17 protein-coding genes and 1 pseudogene are annotated in these 17,053 nt (G+C 49.3%); 9 read left to right on the forward strand and 9 right to left on the reverse strand.

The genetic code is table 11. From position 1 onward, the window contains the following. Positions 1-71: 71 nt before the first annotated feature. Both HBO19_RS17890 and HBO19_RS28560 read right to left on the reverse strand, forming a co-directional pair. Positions 72-1,739 (reverse strand): ShlB/FhaC/HecB family hemolysin secretion/activation protein, encoded by a 1,668-nt coding sequence (locus HBO19_RS17890; RefSeq protein WP_262386285.1) that lies wholly within the window; start codon positions 1,737-1,739, stop codon positions 72-74. Positions 1,740-2,465: 726 nt separating this feature from the next. Continuing rightward, a pseudogene (locus HBO19_RS28560) lies at positions 2,466-3,165 on the reverse strand (tyrosine-type recombinase/integrase); the annotation flags it as partial. A gap of 169 nt (positions 3,166-3,334) precedes the next feature. Between HBO19_RS28560 and HBO19_RS17900 the strand changes: the two are divergent. From HBO19_RS17900 to HBO19_RS17915, 4 genes are all read left to right on the forward strand, one after another. Continuing rightward, entirely contained in the window at positions 3,335-3,898 is a 564-nt protein-coding gene (locus tag HBO19_RS17900) for a hypothetical protein (protein ID WP_170057977.1), read from the forward strand. Positions 3,899-3,997: 99 nt separating this feature from the next. Next, complete coding sequence (locus HBO19_RS17905) at positions 3,998-5,278, forward strand: DNA cytosine methyltransferase (RefSeq protein ID WP_170057978.1); 1,281 nt, start codon at positions 3,998-4,000, stop codon at positions 5,276-5,278. Then, positions 5,265-7,574 (forward strand): ATP-binding protein, encoded by a 2,310-nt coding sequence (locus tag HBO19_RS17910; RefSeq protein ID WP_170057979.1) that lies wholly within the window; start codon positions 5,265-5,267, stop codon positions 7,572-7,574. The genes HBO19_RS17905 and HBO19_RS17910 overlap by 14 nt, the downstream gene beginning before the upstream one ends. Next, positions 7,574-8,488, forward strand: coding sequence for a hypothetical protein (locus HBO19_RS17915; RefSeq protein ID WP_170057980.1), 915 nt, complete (start codon positions 7,574-7,576; stop codon positions 8,486-8,488). Before HBO19_RS17910 ends, HBO19_RS17915 begins: the two co-directional genes overlap by 1 nt. Before the next feature lie 592 nt (positions 8,489-9,080). On the opposite strand, the gene HBO19_RS17920 is transcribed toward HBO19_RS17915, so the two are convergent. The 4 genes from HBO19_RS17920 to HBO19_RS17935 all read right to left on the reverse strand — a co-directional run bounded on the left by HBO19_RS17920 (position 9,081) and on the right by HBO19_RS17935 (position 11,301). Beyond that, positions 9,081-9,287: a hypothetical protein gene (locus tag HBO19_RS17920; RefSeq protein WP_170057981.1), complete on the reverse strand. Its 207-nt coding sequence runs from the start codon at positions 9,285-9,287 to the stop codon at positions 9,081-9,083. Positions 9,288-9,647: 360 nt separating this feature from the next. Continuing rightward, complete coding sequence (locus HBO19_RS17925) at positions 9,648-9,884, reverse strand: hypothetical protein (RefSeq protein WP_170057982.1); 237 nt, start codon at positions 9,882-9,884, stop codon at positions 9,648-9,650. 185 nt (positions 9,885-10,069) lie between these two features. Further along, complete coding sequence (locus HBO19_RS17930; protein ID WP_170057983.1) at positions 10,070-10,846, reverse strand: hypothetical protein; 777 nt, start codon at positions 10,844-10,846, stop codon at positions 10,070-10,072. A gap of 101 nt (positions 10,847-10,947) precedes the next feature. After that, a complete protein-coding gene (locus HBO19_RS17935; RefSeq protein WP_170057984.1) occupies positions 10,948-11,301 on the reverse strand; it encodes a siphovirus Gp157 family protein in 354 nt (117 codons plus the stop codon). A 92-nt stretch (positions 11,302-11,393) separates the two neighbouring features. Here HBO19_RS17935 and HBO19_RS28565 point away from each other — a divergent pair, with 92 nt between their 5' ends. Next, positions 11,394-11,519, forward strand: coding sequence for a hypothetical protein (locus HBO19_RS28565; protein ID WP_262386288.1), 126 nt, complete (start codon positions 11,394-11,396; stop codon positions 11,517-11,519). 637 nt (positions 11,520-12,156) lie between these two features. Here the strand turns inward: HBO19_RS28565 and HBO19_RS17940 are convergent. Then, the gene (locus HBO19_RS17940) at positions 12,157-12,765 is read right to left on the reverse strand and encodes a hypothetical protein (protein ID WP_169954328.1); all 609 of its coding nucleotides are present in this window, start codon (positions 12,763-12,765) and stop codon (positions 12,157-12,159) included. A gap of 486 nt (positions 12,766-13,251) precedes the next feature. Here HBO19_RS17940 and HBO19_RS17945 point away from each other — a divergent pair, with 486 nt between their 5' ends. Continuing rightward, on the forward strand, positions 13,252-13,812 hold the full coding sequence (locus HBO19_RS17945) for a hypothetical protein (protein ID WP_170043084.1): 561 nt from the start codon (positions 13,252-13,254) through the stop codon (positions 13,810-13,812). A gap of 76 nt (positions 13,813-13,888) precedes the next feature. On the opposite strand, the gene HBO19_RS17950 is transcribed toward HBO19_RS17945, so the two are convergent. Both HBO19_RS17950 and HBO19_RS17955 read right to left on the reverse strand, forming a co-directional pair. Further along, the gene (locus HBO19_RS17950; RefSeq protein WP_170057985.1) at positions 13,889-14,419 is read right to left on the reverse strand and encodes a hypothetical protein; all 531 of its coding nucleotides are present in this window, start codon (positions 14,417-14,419) and stop codon (positions 13,889-13,891) included. A gap of 50 nt (positions 14,420-14,469) precedes the next feature. After that, on the reverse strand, positions 14,470-14,910 hold the full coding sequence (locus tag HBO19_RS17955) for a PACE efflux transporter (protein ID WP_169954325.1): 441 nt from the start codon (positions 14,908-14,910) through the stop codon (positions 14,470-14,472). A gap of 115 nt (positions 14,911-15,025) precedes the next feature. On the opposite strand from HBO19_RS17955, the gene HBO19_RS17960 reads away from it, so the two are divergent. The 3 genes from HBO19_RS17960 (at position 15,026) to HBO19_RS17970 (ending at position 17,025) form a co-directional block, all read left to right on the forward strand. Next, positions 15,026-15,916, forward strand: a complete 891-nt coding sequence (locus tag HBO19_RS17960) for a LysR substrate-binding domain-containing protein (RefSeq protein ID WP_169954324.1) — start codon at positions 15,026-15,028, stop codon at positions 15,914-15,916. 278 nt (positions 15,917-16,194) lie between these two features. After that, positions 16,195-16,632 (forward strand): hypothetical protein, encoded by a 438-nt coding sequence (locus HBO19_RS17965; protein ID WP_169954323.1) that lies wholly within the window; start codon positions 16,195-16,197, stop codon positions 16,630-16,632. A gap of 72 nt (positions 16,633-16,704) precedes the next feature. Then, complete coding sequence (locus HBO19_RS17970; RefSeq protein WP_170057986.1) at positions 16,705-17,025, forward strand: hypothetical protein; 321 nt, start codon at positions 16,705-16,707, stop codon at positions 17,023-17,025. Positions 17,026-17,053: the final 28 nt, after the last annotated feature.

Raw genomic sequence — 17,053 nt, forward strand, 5'->3', positions numbered from 1 at the left:
CGTGCGTTGTTCGTTGCAACGCTGCTGTGGTGGTCAGGTACGGCGGTAAACTCAGGCTAAACAGGTGTTGCTCAAATCTGCACGCTAAGGCGCGTCAGCCAGACCTCCCGCTCCTGGCCAAACCCTGTGGGCGTGTTGAGGTTGCGTTGGTAATCGAGGTCCAGTTGCACGTTTTTCCAGCTCAGGTTGAGCCCTGCACTGGCACCGCTCAGGCGCTGGCTTTGAGCGCCGTGTTCGCGCTTGATCCAGCCGTTGTCCAGGCCCAGGCGCGGGGTGATTTTTACCGGCAGGTCGCTGGTGAGCGGCAGGCGCAAGGTGTTGCGCCATACCGCGCCGATGGCCCCGGACGCGATGTTTTCGCGGTAGCCACGCACCGCCGAATCGTCGGTGCCCAGCAGTTGTTCGATGGCAGGCAACGCATCCGGGCTGTATTGCGCCGACAGCTGGCTCTGCCACTGCCACGGTTGCCCCAGCCATTGGCCGTTGCGCCATTGGGTGAGGTTGGCGCGGTACTTATGGAATTGCGCCTGGGGCAGGTTTTTTTGCGTTTGCTCAGCATCACGGTCGGCGCCGAACCATGTCAGGCCTTGGGCGTAATTGACGTCGAGGTTCCACACTGCGCTGTTGAGCCAGAACAGATTCAGGCCAGCCTCGGCCACTGTCAGCGTCGGGCTCTGGATGCCTAAGCGAACCTTTTGCAGGTAGCTGTCGACGTCCTTGTAGGCCAGCTGCAGGTTGGCGCTGAGTTGATGGCCCTGGTCGCGCCACAGCACGCGGTCGGTGCGCAAACTGACCTGGTCGGTACGGCCGCTGTTGTAAAACGTGGCGCGGCTGAGCTTGTACGGCGAGCGGTATTCGTTGTGGCTGGCGAACAGGCTGTAAGTCCAGTACCCGTAGGGGATGGAATAAAACAGGCTGTTGCTGCGGCTGTAGCGCGGCCCGTGGTTGAGCGTGTCGCTGAAGCTCAGGTTGAGCGAATCGTTGAGCGTGAGCGGGCTGTCCAGGCTCAGGTTGATGGCATTGCGATCACGCCCCGTGCCGGCGCTGCCGAGGTTATCCACTCCAAGCCCCAGCCCCCAGCGTGACGCCGTGCTGCGCGAGCGCAGGATGATGCGCGAGGCGCCAGCTTCACTGCCAGGGGCGATGTCGGCGGTGAGGTCCACCGAACGCAGGCGGTTGAGCTGGTCCAGGCCTTGTTCCAAATCGCGCAGGTTCAGCGGCTTGCCGAGCATCCCGGGGAACGCGCCGCCTAACGACACCGGCAGGCTCTGGTCGGCCAGTTCGATGGCTTCGAGGTAGCCCTCTTCGACGTGAATATCCAGCGACTGCCCGGCCGCTGGCGGGCTGATCAGGTACGGGCGGCTGGCGATATAGCCGGCTTGCACATACAGCTGGGTGATCTCGGCCAGCAGGCGGTTGATCTGGGTGACGCCCATGCACGGCGCCACGTAGGGTTCGATGCGTTGGTTCAGCTCAGCCTTGCTGAACAGCGTGACCCCGGCCAGGCGCGTGCCACTTAGCGGCCAGCAGCGTTCATCCTTGGCTATGTCTGTTGGCAAGGCCGGCGTGGCCGCTTGCGTACCGAAACTACCGCGTTGCAGCTGCCGTTGGCGCTGCTCCAGGTGTAATTGCTGCAAGTCGCGCTGCTGTTGTTGCTGCAAGCGCAACGCTTCCTGGCCCGCTTGCCGCCCATCGGCGGCGGCCGGCAGCGCGCACAGGCAGAGCAGGGCGACGCCCAGGCTCTGGATACAACACAGGCGTTGGGTTGAGGGCTGATTCGGCACTCGACATCCTTAACGTAGAAATACACACAATCCATACCCCTAGCCAAACGGTGAACTCAGGGATCTTGCACAGTTGAGCCATCATTAAACTGTCTGCCACATCAGTTGTAGGATTTTTTACGTAAAACGTGGGGAATGCAGCGTTATTCACAAAATAAATGCACAGAGGTGGTGCGGGAGGGCCAGGCGATAACTCCTTGGGCGTTTCATGAGGCGATTTTTACCCTCATTCTGCTGACTCACCGATCAATCCTACCTTTCAGACGTATTTACCCCTTTGCCTTTTACAAATGCCGCTGGGGGGCCATAGGACAAACGCCACGAATCGTGGGCAATTTGGTAGTTTGTGTGCTGGTCGGCAGGACGTTGGGGCGGGGAGTAAATCATTTCCGCAATCTGATGTGCACCCCTTGAGTTATGGAGCTTTTAGCGTATCGAAATATGGAGGGATGCGGAAGCGCTAAAAATGTTAACTTGCTGAATTTAAAGAAAAAATCACCAGTCTTGAAAGTCGGCGAACGTTAACAGCGTTCCCAGGGTTCGAGTCCCTGGTTTCCCGCCAAGATGCAGATAAAAGCCCCGCTTATGCGGGGCTTTTGTGTTTCTGGGGTTTGGGTAGGTAACGGCGGTTTTTGATAGGCGTTCCGGAACTTTCGGGTAGGCGTTCCGAAACTTTGCCTCTTTTGATGGTTTGGCAGTGGCACCAATCCTCCCGTAAACCCGTTTGGTGATCTCCTGCTTGCTATGTCCCAGTAGTAGGCTGGCGTCGCCAATATCGATGATTTCCGATGCCGCCTTGGGTCTGATGTCACGAAACTGAAACCCTCCGATCTTTACTGCCAGCATAGGATCGCCCTGATCCAGCGCGTTCTGCTGCGCCTTCTCCCTTGCCTTGTCCCAGCGCAGGCGCAACATACCTTTCGTCATCCTTTTTCCGTGCTTGTTGATTTGTAGGTACTTAGACGGGTGGTTGGCATTTCTTTCGGTTATCTCTAACCCATTTCCCGAGACTGTTTTCTGCTGATTCTGTCCGCATCAAAACTCTGAGTTTCTGCCCGGTTTTACCCTGGGTGACCAGGAAGTAATCGCCCTCGGTGTCGTTGCTACGCATGATTATTACGTCGGCCGGCCTCTGGCCGGTCAGGTAGGCCAGGTCCATGGCTTCCTTGAGTTCTGGGCCCGCCATGCCGTAGACAGCGTCCCAAACCACCGCATTGGCGTAGTAGTCACGTGGTATCTTTTTGTTCTTCCTGACGCCTTGGCAAGGATTCTTCCGCTCGGTGAGGCCCCACTCGGGGGCCATATTGAACACGTGAGACAGAAGGGCGATTTCCCTGTTGGCCCTGACCTTGGCGGTGCGTGCGTCGCGATGCCATGCAACTGAAGGGTAATTCTCCCGTTGATCAGGCCCTGATTCAAAAATTTAGGAAAAGCGGCTTGAATACCACTGCATTCTTCATACGAAACCGAGTAGGATTCAGTCTATAAAGAAACTGCGGGATGTTCGAGTGTCCGAAGGGACGAGGCGCCGGCTGAGGATGGATCCTGAAATGGATAATAACGAGCTAATTTCTGACCTGATAAAAATTGGAATACCGTCAGTTGTCGCGTTGGCGGGAACTCTAAGTAGTTTAATACTTGCATGGTGGGGGCACAAACAGAGTCTTTTTATAAAAAAAATACAATACCTCCACGATATACAGAAAGAAAGAGACAGTCGGACGGGCGATTTGGTTAGAGAGTGCTCACTACAAATCAATTCGCTGCATGATGACTTTGTTTCTTTCGGGATCATGTTTTATGCAAAAGTTGATACTTTGGCTAATATGGATCCCTGGTTGGAGGCCGAGCAAGAGGTTATTACTGCTCGCTTTCAAAAGGCACTAGACTCCCTGCAAAGACATGCTGCAGTAAAGTCCTATGTTATGTTGTTGGGAGACGATGAGTTGTCTGAAATGTATAAAAGTTACTTGGCTGCTATTGGTCTAGTCGTTGGGGGCTATAGTTCAGATAGATTAGCGTCCGTTGATGAGCTCAGTTCTTTTATTGATCAGGCTAACGGTGTGCAATTAGAAATAATGAAAAAGATGAGTTCTATTTACCTAGTTCGTTAGGCTAAGTCTTAGTCTGAAGTGTTCAGATGAATGAATGCCGTGCTCTACAGAGAGTAAATTTTTTAATGACTTTTTGTATAATCTTTAGGAAGGGAAGACATGCGATTTATTGATGTTTTCGCCGGATGTGGCGGCCTCTCTCTCGGCCTATTGAAAGCTGGCTGCGAGGGTATTATCGCCGTAGAGAAAAACTCTATGGCTTTTGAGACGCTGCGTCATAACCTTATTGAAGGCGAACGCTACCAGTTTAACTGGCCAGATTGGCTACCCAAACAGGCGATGAGCTGCGAAGATTTTTTGAACGGCTATGGCAGAGAAATCGGTCAGTTAAAGGGCGAGATCGACCTTATGGTTGGAGGCCCTCCGTGTCAAGGCTTCTCGACTGCAGGAAGACGAAATCCTACAGATCCAAGAAATAAAATGGCTGAGCAATATCTTGAGCTTGTTAAAATTGTCCAGCCTAAGCATATCGTTATAGAAAATGTCAGTGGGTTTAATAGCAAGTTTACCGAGAGAAAACGCACCGGCGGTGAGCGCGAACAATATTTTAAAAAGTCTTATGCTGAGTTTATTAGTGAGGAGCTTTCTAAGATTGGTTACACCGTTTCTCGTGGAAAAGTAAATTGCGCAGACTTTGGTGTCCCACAGAACAGGTACAGGTACTTAATAATTTGTTCACTTGAGGGTGATCCGAACCATCTAGATGAGCTTCTGCAAAGTAGAGACCGCTTTTTAGAAGATAAGTCTTTGCCTAAGAGTAGGCCTGTATCCGTCTATGAAGCAATAGCGGATCTGCAGATAAGAGATAGAAAACTAGAAGAAAATAAAGATTCGGGCGTACGTGGTTTTGTTGAAGCAGTTTACGAAGCTCCGGAAGTATATTCTCCATATTTGGCTATTATGCGAGAGGACTATAGAGGTGCACCAAATAGTAGACGGTTGCCCAAGCATAAACCGGAAACAATCGTACAGTTTGCAAAAATACAACGTGAATCGCAACCAGGCAGGTCTCTTTCAAAAGAAGCTCGGGAGAAGCTTGGTTTGAAAAAACACGCTATAACAGTACTGACAAAAAACGCTCCTTCACCAACGATAACCACTTTACCGGATGACATAATTCACTATGACGAGCTAAGAATACTGACAGCTCGGGAAACAGCCAGGATTCAATCTTTTCCTGATTGGTTTGAATTCACGGGTAAATATACTACTGGCGGAAAAAAAAGAAAAATTGAATGCCCAAGATATACTCAAATAGGTAATGCGGTTCCGCCACTTCTTGCTGAGGCTATAGGGGTGTTTTTAACAGAACGAAATCAGCATTTTTTACAAGATGAATTAGAAATAGTACAGGAAGGTGCTATAAATGCAGGCTCTTAATTTTAGAGTTAGCTCGCATCTGAAATCGATAATTGGACGCGATCTGATAACGGATGATTTTGTTGCTGTTTTTGAACTTGTAAAAAACTCATTTGATGCCGGGTCAAGTGAGGTAAGTATTCACTTTACCGATGATAGTATTTTTATTATCGATGATGGTAAGGGGATGTCATATGACGATCTAATCAACAAATGGTTGTTTGTCGCCTACTCAGCTAAGCAAGACGGTACTGAAGACGACCCCAAAACCGACTATAGGGAGTCGTTTTCGTCGAAACGATATGCTGGTAGTAAAGGAGTTGGTCGGTTTTCATGTGATCGGCTCGGGGAATTACTAACGCTCCAAACTCAGAAAGAAGGCAGTAGTGAGGTAAATTGCCTTAAAATTGTTTGGTCCGACTTTGAAGGCTCATCAAAAAAAGACTTCATAAAGGTGGATGTGAGCCATACTAGATTAAAAGAATTTAAATTGCCTCCTGAAATAGCTTTCAAGCATGAAAGCGGAACAGTCTTAGAAATAGGGATTTTAAGGGAGTATTGGGATCGCCCTAAGCTGAGAGATCTTAAGTCTTCATTGGCAAAGTTGATAAATCCTTTTGGTGCTCATAAAGAAAGTTTTTCTGTACAAATTTATGCCGAGCGCGAAACTGCCGAAGATGAACGTATCCTCAATAGTACTGAAGAACCTCATCCTAACGAGATAATTAACGGGCCAGTAGATAACTTCATATTTCAAACGCTGCAAGAAAAAACTACCTGGTTAAAAACAACTATTGAAGGCGATTTTATAAAAACTGAACTTATTGATCGCGGAAAAGTGATCTATAGGGTTTCTGAGGTTAACGAATTTAAAGCGCTTAATGGATCAGGTTTTGAATGTAACCTGTTTTATTTGAATCGTTCCGCGAAAGCGACTTTCGCACGCCGTATGGGCATAAACTCGATTTCTTTTGGGTCGGTTTTTTTATTCAAGAATGGATTCAGAGTTTATCCGATAGGTGAGGAGGCAGATGATAGTTTTGGTATTGATCGGCGGAAGCAGCAAGGTTATTCGCGTTATCTAGGTACTAGGGATATCCTCGGAAAAATTGATGTTCATGGCGATGATTCAAAATTTAAGGAATCCTCTAGTCGTGACAAGGGATTGATAGAGACTGTCGCTTACCTCCAGCTGAAAGACGCATTTTGGAAAAAGTGCTTAATGCGGCTTGAAAACTATGTTGTCGGTGTTAGTTGGAGAGTTAAGTATGATGCTGACTTGCATGACTCGAGCCATCTAACGCGAGATGAGTTACGGTCGAAAATAATTGAAGTAATTAATAAGCTCTCTAACTCTCCTGGTGTTCAGGTCGAATATTTTGCTGAAGATTTTCTTACGCTTATAGATAGCAAGGCTAAAGATTTTGATAAGACTATCGACAACCTTTCCGATATAGCTGAGAAAACTGGTAACCAAGCCCTTTTTGAAGAAGCGAAGAATGCCAAATCTCGTTATCAAGAAATGCTTAAGGCCGAATCTGAAGCTATTCGGTATGCGGAGCGGGAAAGAGAGGAGCGTCATAGAGCTGAGGCGTTAGCAAAAAAAGCTGAAAAGGCGTTAAAAAGTGAGCAAGATAGAAATTTATTCCTTACTTCGCTTCAGAGTCATGACAAAGATGTTCTGGAAAGCTTGCATCATCAGGTTATTATCTACGCAAGTAACGCTAAGAATCTTATAGAAGCAAGTTTGTTTTCCATGCATGGAAATAGAAACGTTCCTCGCGAGGAGATAGAAAAAACTTTTGAAAATCTTCTTCTTTTAAATCAGCAGGTAATTGCTGCGTCGAGGTTTGCAACGAAGGCCAACTTTAAGTTGGACTCGAACTCGATTAGCGAGGATCTGTCATTATATCTTGAGCAGTACATAGAAAAGATTTGCAAGGTATATAAAAGTAAGATTTCCATTGATACTACAAGGCTTGCTAAAGACTTTAGGATTCAATTTAAGCCAATCGAGATATCTATTATAATAGATAACCTAATAGATAATTCAATTAAAGCTAATGCGTCGACTATGGCGGTAACTATAAGTAAGCCTCAGGCTAATGTATTGTCGGTTGTTCTGAAAGATAATGGTGTTGGGCTTTCTAGTGATGTTGAGCGATCATCAATATTTAGCAAGGGTGTGACTACCACTAGCGGTTCTGGTTTGGGTTTATATAACGTAAGGCAGTTGTTGCAGAATATCAATGGGACGATTGAGCTGATTGAAACTAGCTTCAATGGTACAACTTTCGAGATTAGGATATATAATTAATGGACGCAACCTACTGCATTCTTTGGCTTGATGATCAGAAAGATGAGCTTAATGGTGTTGTAAAGAATCTCGAAAGTCGTCTATATAGTGTTGGGTTGAATGTTCATATAACATGGCATGAAAAGTTTGATGATGAGAGCGTCAAACCTCTGGTTGAATCATTGAGGAAGCATTCTCCTTACGATCTCATAATGGTTGATTACGATCTTGGAGTGGGAAAGGTTGGGCATCGACTAACTAAACTCATCAGGAGTCATACTTATGGAGATATGGTTTTTTATAGTTCGGCTCCAGATGAAGAACTACGAGAGCAGCTTTATAAGGAGAGAGTTGATGGTGTGTATTGCATGCAAAGAGAGTCTTTAGCTCAAGAGGTCTTCTCGCTGGCCCAAAACGCCATCAGGCGAGTTGTACATCCGAATTACATGCGAGGTTTAGTTGTCGGGTCGGTAGGAGAGTTGGAAGGTCTTTTTGAGGATACTATTAATTCCATCATCTCAAAAAAAGGATCGCCTTCTGTTGAAGAGGTTAGAGGGATGGCCAAGCAATCGCTGCAAGCATATATTGATGAGCTTCAAAATGTTAATATTCCTCGATTTGACACCATGCCTGTTGACCGGATTGTTAAAAAGTTAAATTTGAGGGTCAAGGTGGATTTGCTTTTGATGCTCTTGGAAGAGGATGGGGGGCAGCTAAGTTTGAATTGTCACCATATAATCTCTAATTTTTCTGATGAAATTAATCAGCACAGAATAGAATTTGCTCATGCGAGAACTACTAATATCGAAGGTATTCCCGTTTTTCAGGATCGCAATAAAAAAGTCTGGGGTCCTGTAGATATGAGGAATCTACTTTTGAAGTTGAGGGAGCATTACGATGCAGCCAAAAATATTAATACTTATTTTCGTAAGTAGTGGCGGGTGATTTTTTGCTAGAGGGTTGAGTTGAGTTCACCCTCTTTGTTGATTTGCTTCTAGGTTCTAAAGCTATTTAATCATCACGCGCTATTATCCTTCAGCTATCCATTTCAACTCAACTCCGCCCTGTGAGGTCAGCCCGGGCTTTTTGGTGCTTACACGCAGTGCGTGCTCCCAGTGCAAGTGGGGGTTGACAAGAATACGGCTTGGGATAGGCAGGGCGGGTCGATATACTAGTTTCCGGGCAATGTGTGCGGCATGTCTGCTCTAAGGGGCTCTGCTTTGGAACGATTCTGTTGAAAAAGTCGGACGTGATTTTCAGGGTATAAAAGTAAGTGCATGAGATTGCAATCTTAAATAGCTGCAAAGGTGTTCTGACAGATCTCACGTAGCATTGCGAAAAACAGGCTCTTTCACCGATCAGGTTCCGGGAAGTTCGAGAAAACCGACTTTTTCAACACGATCGGCCAGAAACGGACACTCGCGATGAATCTAAGAGACCTGAGGCGATTCAATAAGCGCCTTCGCGTTATCCAGGTTTATAGGTTGTGCGATTTGGGCAACGGGCTGTAGATGTCCGCGCGATCAATCAGTGGATATTGAGAACTGCCAAGGTTAGCTTGATGAACTCTTCGTTCCTGTCGATGGTGTCCAGTGCTCCGCGCACGTTGTCGGCGATTTCGGTGCCGCCTTGCTGCTCAACCCGGTCCATCAGCTCCATGATGGCCGCTTCAAGGGCGAGTTGGCTTTCGTTGAATTTGGACAGCAAGGAAGGGAGTAGGTCTGAGTTCGGCATGGCTGTTCCTCCGTGGAGCATAAAGAGTAGCAGCAGGTTTGCGATGAGGGGCATGATCGGTTGGCAGGACGCCGGGAAGGGGGTACAGTTCCAAAACTAAAAAAACACCCTTTGTGGAATAGGGCCTCCAGCCTGGTCGGTACTACTGGATAATGGAACTCCGCGAGCCCTCAAGGCCGCAGACCGCTTGAGTTTGCATAGCGGTCTTGAAAACCGACGAATGTTAATAGCGTTCCGAGGGTTCGAGTCTCTGGTTTCCCGCCAAGATTCAGACAAAAGCTCCGCTTATTCGGGGCTTTTGTGTTTCTGGGGTTCGGCTGTGGCTGGCTTGTATTTTTATGGAACCGTTCCATAACTTTTCTATTTTGACGGCTTCGTAGTGGCGCCGAGCCTTCTGTCAACGCACTTTGTGATTTCCTGATTGCTCTGCCCCAGCAACAGGCTTGCGTCGCCGATATCCACGATTTCCGACGCCGCCTTGGGTCGAATATCTCGCAACTGAAACCCGCCGATCTTCGCGGCGAGCGTCGGATCTCCTTGTTCGATAGCTTTCTCGCAAGCCATCTCTCGTGCCTTGTCCCAGCGCAAGCGCAGCATCCCCCTCGTCATCCTTTTCCATGCTTGTTGATCAGCAGATACTTGGAAGGATGGGCGGCATTCCTCCCTGAAATTTCCCGAACTAGCCTGCCTCTTCTATTCCGCTGGCCCGCAGTGTGAGCCAGGACTGTCGGTGATTACGGCGCTGGCAGTAAGACCCACCTCTGCCAGCGCGCAATGGATCGTTAGGCAGTAGGTCTGACCCGGAAGGCCAGGAACACCGGGCCGAATGGGAAGGTACTGACTTCCAGCTCATCCAGTGGGTTGAGCGTGCGTGTGCGACTCCCAGCATTGCTGTAGATCACATGGCTGCTCGATACCTCGATGTTGACCTTGCCGGTGGCCGCCTGGATCAGATTCACCCTGAACCCTTCAGTCACGTCATCACCAATGGTGAGCGTGACGTCTGTATCGCTGATAACCAGAACCGACTTACCTGAGTCCACCATGGTCAGTGGTCTGCTGCCGGTGATGGAGACGTTGGTGTGTACGTGGCCCCCGGCGTGGTAGCTGACCATTCGTGGGTCTGCGAAGACGCGGGCGAAGGCGCCGACATAATTGACACTGGCGCGCATGTCATCGAATTGCTCGACCACGTAGGTGCCGATGCTGCCTGATACTTCAGCGTTGGGATCCAGAACCCATTTGCGTCCTACCATCAGCCCGATCTGGGTGTTGGCACGTACGCCGGCACGCATCTCTTCAAGGAACAGCTGACTGATCTGGCCACCGCCCTTACCTTGGACATAGGTAAACCGCGCAATGGAGTGGCTGTCTCCAGTAGGGCTGCCCTGGGAGGTGTCGACCTTGTAGTCGACAAAGTCCGCCGAGACGGTGGTGGTCGTTGTGTTGGCGTTTGGCGCCCAGGTGAAATCCAAGACCCTGCCGGTTTTAACCTGCTCTAACGAGGTGGTGGTTTGCGAGGTGGTAGTAGAGCCTGACTGCTTCAAATCATCGTTCATGTTACTCATCCTTAAGTGAAGTGCGTATGAGTGCAGGCCGAGCTGGCCCGAAGCGTATGATCACCGTCATAACGCCACTTTTGCTACAAAACCCTGTTGTCTTACTTGATCCGTATGGAACTGTCACCGCGCTCGAGGTGTGCCCAGATCGGCTCTTCGAGTAGTTCGTGTTCTGCATCTTCACCGGCGGCCATGCGTTTTCGTACGGCTACGTTGTGCTCTCGGATTTCCTTGAACTTGGCCGTGACGGTGCGCTTGTCGGGAGAGAACACGGTATTGGTGTCGATGACGTCGCCCGGGATATCGTCCTCTTTATCGACGATGACCTTTTCGGGCGCTAGAGCCAAAGTGATCGTGAACAAGGGCCGCCTGATCGTTTTTGTATCGGTGGCCTCTATGTTTTTGCGCAGGTACTCGACGAGCTTGCCGACGGTGTTCTTCCTGGTGTCGGCCATCGCTTGGAGTTCGGCGAGTTTGCCGGTGGCCTGATGATTTTGGACCCTTCAATCGGGCGCTATGATAGCGCCCAAATCTGAGGTGTCTGGATATGCGTCAATCGTCTTCGAATGAGTTCGAGCTCAAGGCTGCCAGCATGGTGCTTGATGAGGGTCAGCCGGTTACCGAGGTCTGTGCCAGCCTGGATATCGGCCCCTCTGCTCAACCCAGTTCGTAAGCTCCATGATGGCTGCTTCAAGGGCGAGTTGGTTTTCGTTGATTTTGGACAGCGGGGAAGGAAGCAGGTCTGAGCTCGGCATCGGTGCTCCTCCTTGGAGTGAACAGCGTAGCAGTTGGTGTTTGGTACGCCTGCTTTAGGGGTTTCTCCTTTCGATCAATGGCAGCCTCTCACCGACACTCCGTTTTAGGCGGTTCGACGCCCTTTCCAGTAATCGCTTACCATGGCTCACGGACTTTAATTTTCAATCATTAAATGTTTCTGAGTAATGAAAGGGTTTATATCCAATGCCCTCGTATTGACATTGCTCTATGCACTTTCAAATGGAGTGTCCGCTGAAACACCGAGCACAGCGAGGCGGAGGGTATCAGGTAAGGCCAAGGTGATTTCCTTTTCGAGTGATGGCATTTAGCCAAGATCCTAGCTCAGTAATTTGAGATATCAAATCTCGGCCCTGCATTTCAGCTGCCAGAATCGCTCCTGTTTTTGGAGACTCTCGATGACCGCTTTTGGCCGATTTCTGCCGGTGACAACCGACTGAAAACGGCCAATAGCTGACACTCCGTTTGTCTACAAATCCAGGAGCGCTTCACTGCGTAGCCGATGAAACGACTACTTTTTAAAAACTGCTAATCTTTCACTTCCGTTGATTAAAAGATCGCTTAAAACTCTGATTGATTGACATACTAAATATGGCTCGGTCAACTGTGAAATCTAATGTGTCGGATACGGCGATTAGTGACCTTAATTCTTCAGGGAAGTCTTCGATGCTAGCGCATACCGTTGGAATCAAATATCGAAAGTAGTCTCCAATTTCCGCGTCTCCCTCATAACCAATCGGATTGTCTTCGCTGGACACGTAATCTTCTAGCGCGTGATAAACATAGAAGCCTTTTATTGATGGAAGTGAATACTCCGTGAGCTCTTGATAAAAATTCGAACTCTCTAAGACTATGCGTTCCATTTCGTCGCGCGACGAGGGTTTGAGGTGCCTGCGAAACCTATATATATCTAAAAGAGTTCGACCTTCCTTGTTTTTTGGATAACTTTGAAACTCACGCGACTCTTCCCACATAAACTCATTTATACTGTCGAGTTTTTCCTCTAGCTCTGGAATAGCCAACAAGCTCGAAGGGATAGGACCGAAACAGTTATTCACCATTACAGCTATACGCCCATGTCGATCCATGGCGAACCACGTGAAGATAGTCCCAAAACTTGGCTGCCAATCTTTATCTAACGGCATTACTTCACCTCTGGTAAAACGTGTATATCGCCTGGGATTATTATCGCCAGTGCTGGATTGGCCCTGTTACAGAAACTTTACTGATCCAGGATCCTACCCTGTGAACTATTACCAGCGCTAGATATTTACTGACGGGATGGGGCAGTGGCATAGGCCTCTGGGTCAATTCGACGTCAGTTTCAACAGGCTCGTGCCTAACGTCCACTTTTTCCTGCTTTTGCACGGTATGATCAACGTCAGCTTGCGGCCAATAGGAGCCGCTGGACAGCTTGGGCAGGTGTTGTCGTTCAGCGTTTGCCTTCAACGTTCGCGGGTTCGCACTGGGTTGGGGCAAAGAGAGCATAGCGGCGGCCTTTTCTCTCTCCCGAAGTGCGCGTGTACAGTCTGTCCTGTTCTGCTGATTCAGCCGTCCGGCGTGTAGATAAGATGCGATACGGCAGTAAGTGACAGGTATGTTGGCTAATTGATAATTAGGGAAAACTGAGTATGCGTCGTTTAATAGCCAACGGGTTTGTGTTTGTCAGCATTGCTATACTCTGTTGCAGCTGCACATCTTATTCGTCCCAGCCGACAATCAACGAACCCGTTGAACCCGAAACACAAGAAATTATCTCCAGCTTCAGTTACGCAATAAATTCTCCATGGAAAGACAGTCGCTTCGGCAAGGACGCATACGCAGCGACACTCAACGTTATTCCCGGTGCGCAGGATAAGAACTCCAGCCTTGCCGCCCCGAGCCTGCCAGCATTAGAAATAAAGATCTCGGAGTTTTCATCTGGCGGCGCTTGCGGACAAGATTACTTGACGGGTCTGAGTCTGGGTTTGATCCCCAGTTGGTGTACGCGGACAAACCTTTTCAAGTTTGATTTTATATTGAATAAGGACCAGCGCTTTTGCAGGCAGAAAACCTACTCGATAAACTCCACGTCGTTTTCACATCTGACGATGATTCCGTTTGCACTTCTCAATACGGGCAATCAGCCATTGACGCTCTATCAGGCGGCGCTTAAAGATTTTCTTCGCAGAGGTCAATGTGCGACGCGTTGAGAGGCTGCTTTTGGCCGTTTGCTGCCTATCATGAGGTCCGCAATCGGCCAAACGCGTACGTTTATATCAGTAGGGGTCATGTAGCAACGTAGACAAGAACCGGCTGGAGGCAAGTGAGCGGCGGTGCCGAATCAAGTATTTCGGTAGGTTCACACCATGGATAGCTGCGCCCTTGAAGCCAGTCCATTATTTTTCGCATATGCTGGGAAGGACACTCCAACATGTGTTCGATGGTAATGGACAGCTGAGTGGCCAAGCCGCTTTGCGGTGAAAAGATCCAATGATATTCCCCGCAGCCTACACGTAACTCCCCAGTCGCTTTTGTTGACATGCCAACCAGCCATTTGCACTTATGAACATTGGCGTCGGGCTTTGGAGCGTCACCGAGGCAGAATGTATAAACGTTCTCATATTGCAGGCTAAAGCTGCGTACTAGTACTTCAGCAATATCTTCGCGCCCCTGGACGTTGGGAGGAAAAAGGACGTTGCCTCTCTGCACTAGCACGTTAAGAGCTGCGTCTAGACTGAAAGCATGTTGCAATAAGTCAGGCCGATTTCCGTCCTTACCGAAGATGTAGCTCTCAATCGCTCTGGTGGCATTTTTCATGGACAAATCCTAATGCTGCTACAGATTGGCGAATCTGGATTCCGCGTGAATTATGGGTTAACCGAAACTTCCCCCTTCGCGGAATTTGGTACATCGAACATCCTATCGAAGACCCACTGAAACGCCAGCGCGTAAAAGAAGAAGAAAACGAACAGCCCCAGATCGGTGACCAGTGCAGCCCACCAAGAAATCTCCAGCCACCATGCCACCAGTGGTACCAACATTAGAACTAGCCCACCCTCAAAGCCCAGTGAGTGCAGCAAGCGTCTGCCCAACGTGCGAGCACGCTGTGGCTGACGCGCTTCCCAGAGTTCAAAAGCGTAGTTAAACAGCACGTTCCACAGCAGCGCGCATACAGATAACATCACCGACAGCGCACCCGCATGGGCCAAACCTTCGTCGTATATCAACGAGATGCTAGGCGATAGCACCGCAACAGCGATTGATTCATAGAGGATGGCTTGAAGAATTTTTCGCGAAGGTCCTTGCATGGTTTTTTCCCAAGGGTGGCGAGATCGAATACCTGCGACGGTATCGCTGCGTACACACCAAGAAAAATGAGATAAATTAAATATTCATCAATTCAATTCATCTAGGGAACGATGCGTGTTTTCGACTCTTCCGCTGAACGCGCTGCGCACCTTCGAGGCGGCTGCGCGACTGGGTAGCTTTAAAGCGGCAGCTGAGGAACTCTCAGTCACCCCCGCGGCCATTTCCCACCAGGTCAGGATGTTGGAAGCCCGCCTCGGAGCGATGCTGTTCAAGCGAGCTGGACAAGGCGTCGCATTGACCGAAGAGGGCGAGTTGCTATATCGCCAGACTCACCGCGCCTTGTTAGACATTCGCCGCAGCCTGGAGGCTTTTTATCCGGACACCGTTCCCCAAACCCTAACCATTTCCACTACGCCGGGCTTGGCCGCTGCCTGGCTAATTCCACGACTGGGTGGTTTCTATCGAAGCTTTCCACAAGTCAAGGTGCGGGTCGATACAGGTAACGAACTAGTCGATCTACTGCGTGATTCCAGTATCGATGTCGCTATTCGTTCAGTCAGCCGCGACGACCCGAAGTTGTTCTGTCAGGAGCTAATGAAAGAGCAATTCTCTGTTTACGGCGCCCCAGGCCTGGTGGCCTCGTTGAATGTAAATCAGATCGAACTGATCAACTTACACTGGAAAATTCCGGGAGCATTCTCAATCAACTGGGAAAGCTGGTGCGCGGCCGCAGAATGCCAGACCTGGCTTGAAACGGCGCAGATGCGTGAGTTCGACGATGAGTATTTTGCCTTGAGCGCTGCGATTGCTGGTCATGGGCTGGTGCTGGCAAGCAATGTACTGGTAGCCGACAGCCTCAGGCATGGAGAATTAGTGGCCTATAGACCAGAAGTAAGCCTGCTTGGTCCGCGTTACGTTGCGGTGTGCGTGCCAGGACGGGAGCGGCAGGTGCCTGTGAGTGCGTTCCTTATGTGGCTGGCAGGAGCCGCTCTGCAGGACGGCTGACGATACTCGGCCTACACCTTTTTGAGCGCGGGCATACGATAAGTCTCAGGACTCGTGTGCTATTCGGGAGCTTGTGTTCTGTCGGCAGGACGCCGGGAAGGGGGTCAAAACAGTTGAGTAGGTAGCACGTTGAACCGCAAGGGTATCAGCTAAACAATCGGCGCAATCACTACTTGTTTTACAACGGGGCAATGAGCCATTAGCACATCTGTGCTAATTCCCCAGTAAGGGCATCAATGCTAACTTTTTTACTTTGTTTTTATTGTGAAAGAGGTTTTATGTTTAATCGCATCTCGAAGGTGTTGCTGGTTGCCACAATAATTCCGGTTATCTTGCTTGTTAATGGTTGTCGGGTGATTGCTCAGGAGCGATGGGTGGGAAGGTCAGATCAGGAAGCCTTGAACCTATTTGGTAAACCAGCAGCAGTCAAGAAGGTAAAGGGCGCGAATGGAGAGGAACTTATTGTCCTGACATGGGAGAAGTCTTCAAGCTGGACCAATACCGAAGCTGCAGGAACCTCGATGAATCATACCGGTAACGGCATGGTGTACACGGAGTATTATGAAACTGTAGGGCACAGTTCTGATTGTACGATTGAGGCCACCGTCAACCCGTTTGGCAAGATTGTGGATTTCAAGATTGATAATGGCCGTATAGTCAGTAATAAGTGTAAAAATATTCCTTACGTCCCTGGTTACATTCCGCCGGGGTTCTAGAGTATCTGCTACATCTTTACGGGGTCGAGCATCCCGCGCCCTGTTACAGAGCAACAACTAAGGATGGTGATCATGAATTACAAATGCCTGTTGCCCATGCTCCTGCTGGCTGGTTGTGTTTCCCAACCTAATCACCAAGGTATCAACTGGGGGGAGGGAGCCTGCCCAAAACCCGCTCCAGAAAGCATCTCCGCCACCCATCATCTGGTGATTGAAGACGGTAAGACGCTGAAGTGCCAAATCCGTCCTTATGTCTGGAACATGGCTTGCCAAGGGATCGTTGACGGGGAAGCTGAAGGTGTGGTTTGCCAGGATAATGGGGGGAACCAGATGATTTTCCTGTTTGACGACAAAGGCGTGCTTACTACGCATCGCAGCTTGAAGGCAGGTTAGGGGAGTACAGCTGTTCCAGCCAGTCATC

The sequence above is a fragment of the Pseudomonas sp. WS 5021 genome (assembly GCF_012985535.1).
Classification (GTDB): Bacteria; Pseudomonadota; Gammaproteobacteria; order Pseudomonadales; family Pseudomonadaceae; genus Aquipseudomonas.